Source organism: Arthrobacter sp. 35/47, from assembly GCF_000520475.1.
In the GTDB taxonomy this organism is placed as follows: domain Bacteria; phylum Actinomycetota; class Actinomycetes; order Actinomycetales; family Micrococcaceae; genus Arthrobacter_D; species Arthrobacter_D subterraneus.
Window position 1 is genome coordinate 18,312 of the sequence record NZ_KI914613.1, and the last position, 3,766, is coordinate 22,077.

Sequence of the window (3,766 nt, forward strand, 5' to 3'; positions counted from 1 at the left end):
GTTCAGCCGGAGCAGGACGGGATGGCATGGCTGGGTGCGTATCTGCCGGCGGAGCAGGCGCACGGGATTTTCAATCGGGTCGATGCCGCCGCCCGCTCCCTCCAAGGCCCCACTGAGCCCCGGACGCTGTCCCAGTTACGGGCCGATGTGTTCGCCGATGTCCTGACTCACACCTGTGAAGGGGATGTGAGGAAAGGCACCGGGTTCCGTGGGATCGGGGCGAGCGTGTTCGTCACCGTTCCGGTCATGACCCTCCTGGGACATAAGCGAAGTGACTGGCAAAACCTCCCCACCGACGCGGAGGACACCACCGACACCACCGACCACGGCACCGGCGCAGGAGCTGGCGGCGGTAAGGGCTTCGGCGGAAACAGCGCGGAACGCGGCGCCGCCGCGAGTTCCGGTACTGGGGTTCAGGACGTGTCCGGGTGTGCGAACGGGTTGCTGGACGGGTACGGTCCGATCGACCCGGACACCGCGCGCAGCCTTGCCGCGCATGCCCCGAGTTTCACCCGGATCCTGGTCCACCCGGAAACCGGGGCGGTGCTCAGCGTCGGCCGGGACCGGTACCGGCCACCCAAACACCTCCAGGACTGGGTCAGGATCACCCACCCCACCTGTATGCATCCGGGGTGTAACCGGTCGTCCTGGACCTGCGAAATCGACCACCTCACCCCCTGGGCCCACGGCGGACACACCGCGCTGGAGAACCTCGGACCCAAATGCAAACTCCACCACATGATGAAAACCGAAGGGATTTGGCCCGCCGGCATAGACGAGCGCGGTGACCCGTACATCACGTCATTGGGCGGGAAAACCTACACCACCCTCCCCGAACCACCACCACCCTTCTAACAGGGGTTGGTTGAGGCCGCGCTAGCAAGGCGCAGGCTGCTTCCCGTCGCGCTGCTTCCCGTCGCGCTGCTTCCCGTTGCACCGCACCGTTCGCACCGCCCCGATCGCGCCGCCTCCCGTCGCGCTGCCTTCCGTCGCACCGCCTTCCATCAGCGCAGCCTCTGATCGCGGCTGCGCTGAACATGCCACTATGGAGCAATGACGAATTTCTCCGCACCTGTTGGCTCCTCCACGTCTGCCTCCGGGACTGCCCCCGTTGTTGTCTGGTCCAATACCGAAGAGAAGCGTTCGGGCACCCCGCTCCTGGTTCTGCTCCACGGGCACATGGCCAACGAGGAAGACCTGATGGGGATCCTCGACTTCCTGCCGGACGAGTTCACGGTCGCGTCGGTCCGCGCCCCGGTCGCACAGGGCCCCGGATTCACCTGGTTTCCGCTGATGCAGGACGCCGCCTATTCCATCGACAAAGTTACTTCCGCTGTTCAGGAGGTCATCGACTGGGTGGACTCCATCAAGGACGGACACTCGAGCGTGACCCTGCTCGGCTTCTCCATGGGAATGGCAGTGGCAAGCTCCATGCTCCGTGCCCGACCGAACGACTATGCCGCCGTCGTCGGTCTTTCCGGCTTTGTGGTCCCCGCAGAAGGCAACGAATTCTTCCGGGATGAAGAACTGGAGAAGAACCGGGTGCCGTTCTTCTGGGGCCGCGACCAGGAAGACCCCGTCATCTCCGCAGATCGCATCGAATTCACCCACGCCTGGCTGAACCGCCACACCAAGCTGACCAAAGTGCTCTACGCGGGGATGTACCACAGCATCAACGCCCAGGAACTCGGACACGTACGCGAATTCCTGCAGATCTGCGTACCAGGCGTCAGCCGGACCCCACTATCCCGCTGACCATCCTCCCAGGCACAAAGGGCCAGTGAGAACCGGCCAGAAAGCAAAGAGCCAGTGACAAAGGAAACCCTCTGGGAAGCGGAAAAGCGCGGCAACCCCAGCCGGTCTGCCGCCTACATCCGGCATTTCGAGCGGTTGGCGGCGCAGGGCGCAGACCTGCACGGCGAAGCACGCTTCATCGACGCACTGGCTCCCCGCAACGCGCGGATCCTGGACGCCGGGTGCGGGCAGGGCCGCGTTGGCGGTGAACTCGCCCGGCGTGGACATGCCGTCGTCGGGGTTGATGCTGACGCGGAGCTCGTGGACGCCGCCCGCGCAGCACACCCCGGCTCCGAGTGGCTCGTGGATGACCTGACCGTCCTGGACCTGCCGGCCCACGGCATCGCGGAGCCCTTCGACGTGATCGTGTGCACCGGCAATGTCCTGGCGTTCGTAGCTCCGGGCACGGCGCCGCAGGTACTTAACCGACTGTCCCGCCATCTGCGTCCCGACGGGCGCCTGGTCGTAGGATTCGGCGCGGAACGCCGCTACACCGCAGACGAGTTCTTCACCGATGCCGCCGCCGCAGGTTTCTCCGTGGCCGTACGGCTGGCGACGTGGGATCTGCGCGTCTGGACACCGTCGTCGGACTTTCTCGTGGCAGTGTGCGAGCTGGACCCGAGCGAGACACGGCCGCTGGGCAACCCGCAGGCGGAATAGCCCTCCGGGTCCAGGTTTACCCGGCGGTCACCGTCACGGTAACGCCGTTGACGGTCACCGTATCGCCGGGGTGGATTTGGCGTCCGCGGCGGTCCTCGATCTCACCGTTGACCTTGACCAGGCCGTTCTCGATCAGCTCCTTGGCTTCCACGCCATCCTCGGCAAGGTTCGCCAGCTTGACCAGCTGCCCCAGCCGGATCATCGAATCGCGGATCGCCACTTCAGTGTTGTTGCTCATAGTTACATCATGCCTGCCGGGAACGGGCTGATCGCACAGATCGGTGCCCTAGGGTTAACGGGTGCCCCACGCCCGCCACCTTCCTGCCGTAATCGGTCTCCCGTTGGCGGTGGTCTCCGGAGTGGCCATCCCGCTCCAGAGCAGGATCAACGGTGCGCTCGGCCAGACACTCGGAGACGGACTGGCGGCCGCGTTGATCAGCTTCGGCACCGGACTGGTGCTGATGATCCTGATTTCACTCCTCCTCCCACGGGGACGAGCCGGCCTGGCGCAACTGGTCCCTGCAGTCCGCGAGCGGCGCTTCCCACGCATCTACCTTGCTGCCGGAACCATCGGCGCACTGTTCGTCTTTTCCCAGGCGCTCACCATCTCGCTGCTCGGAGTGGCGCTGTTCACCGTTGCTGCGGTGATGGGCCAGACGCTCAGCGGACTTGCGGTGGACCGCGCAGGCATCGGGCCGGGAGGCAGGCGTGTAATCACTCCCATGCGTGTCATCGGCGTCCTGCTCACCGTGGCCGCTGTGGTCTGGGCAGTCTCACCGCGGCTCGAAGGAACAGGCACGACGGCGGCGCTCATCCTCCCGCTCCTGCTCCCCATCACTGCGGGCATTCTGGTGAGCTTCCAGCAGGCCATGAACGGGACAGCCGCAGTGCACTACGGCACCCCCATCACGGCGACGCTGATGAACTTCATTGCCGGATCTTCCGTGCTGCTCCTGGCCTGGCTTGTGAAGCTGCTGGTAGCCGGCCCGCCCGAACCACTGCCGGAACAATGGTGGTACTACCTGGGCGGACCGATGGGGTGCATTTTCATCGGTATCGGCGCCCTCCTAGTGCGATCCCTCGGCGTGCTGCTCACCGGCCTCGGAATGATCGCAGGCCAGCTGCTGGGTTCACTCGCGCTGGACCTTGTGATTCCCACGCCGGGTACCGTCGTCGTCTTCGCCACGGTGGCGGGGCCCATTCTGGCCCTGGGGGCAATCATTCTCACCACGCTGCCGTGGAACCGGGGCCTGCAGCGGCGCTCCTGACTCCATTGGGCTCCAGCAACAGCAGGACGGGACGGGACCGCAGT

Annotated in this window: 5 protein-coding genes; 4 read left to right on the top strand and 1 reads right to left on the bottom strand. The window is 65.5% G+C overall.

Annotated features, from left to right (window positions below; translation table 11 throughout):
• The 3 genes from X803_RS22835 to X803_RS19805 form a co-directional block, all read left to right on the top strand.
• Positions 1-855: HNH endonuclease signature motif containing protein (locus X803_RS22835; RefSeq protein ID WP_026545400.1), on the top strand; the 855-nt coding region annotated here is incomplete at its 5' end.
• Between the two features lie 198 nt (positions 856-1,053).
• Complete coding sequence (locus X803_RS19800; protein ID WP_051470736.1) at positions 1,054-1,755, top strand: alpha/beta hydrolase; 702 nt, start codon at positions 1,054-1,056, stop codon at positions 1,753-1,755.
• A gap of 54 nt (positions 1,756-1,809) precedes the next feature.
• Positions 1,810-2,454: a class I SAM-dependent methyltransferase gene (locus X803_RS19805; RefSeq protein ID WP_035778933.1), complete on the top strand. Its 645-nt coding sequence runs from the start codon at positions 1,810-1,812 to the stop codon at positions 2,452-2,454.
• A 16-nt stretch (positions 2,455-2,470) separates the two neighbouring features.
• On the opposite strand, the gene X803_RS0112570 is transcribed toward X803_RS19805, so the two are convergent.
• On the bottom strand, positions 2,471-2,692 hold the full coding sequence (locus X803_RS0112570; protein WP_026545401.1) for an RNA-binding S4 domain-containing protein: 222 nt from the start codon (positions 2,690-2,692) through the stop codon (positions 2,471-2,473).
• A 61-nt stretch (positions 2,693-2,753) separates the two neighbouring features.
• Here X803_RS0112570 and X803_RS0112575 point away from each other — a divergent pair, with 61 nt between their 5' ends.
• A complete protein-coding gene (locus X803_RS0112575) occupies positions 2,754-3,722 on the top strand; it encodes a DMT family transporter (RefSeq protein ID WP_026545402.1) in 969 nt (322 codons plus the stop codon).
• Positions 3,723-3,766 lie beyond the last annotated feature (44 nt).

Bases quoted from the DNA above. Each gene is read 5' to 3' on its own strand.
- X803_RS0112570 (WP_026545401.1), bottom strand. From the start codon at position 2,692: ATGAGCAACAACACTGAAGTGGCGATCCGCGATTCGATGATCCGGCTG.
- X803_RS19800 (WP_051470736.1), top strand. From the start codon at position 1,054: ATGACGAATTTCTCCGCACCTGTTGGCTCCTCCACGTCTGCCTCCGGG.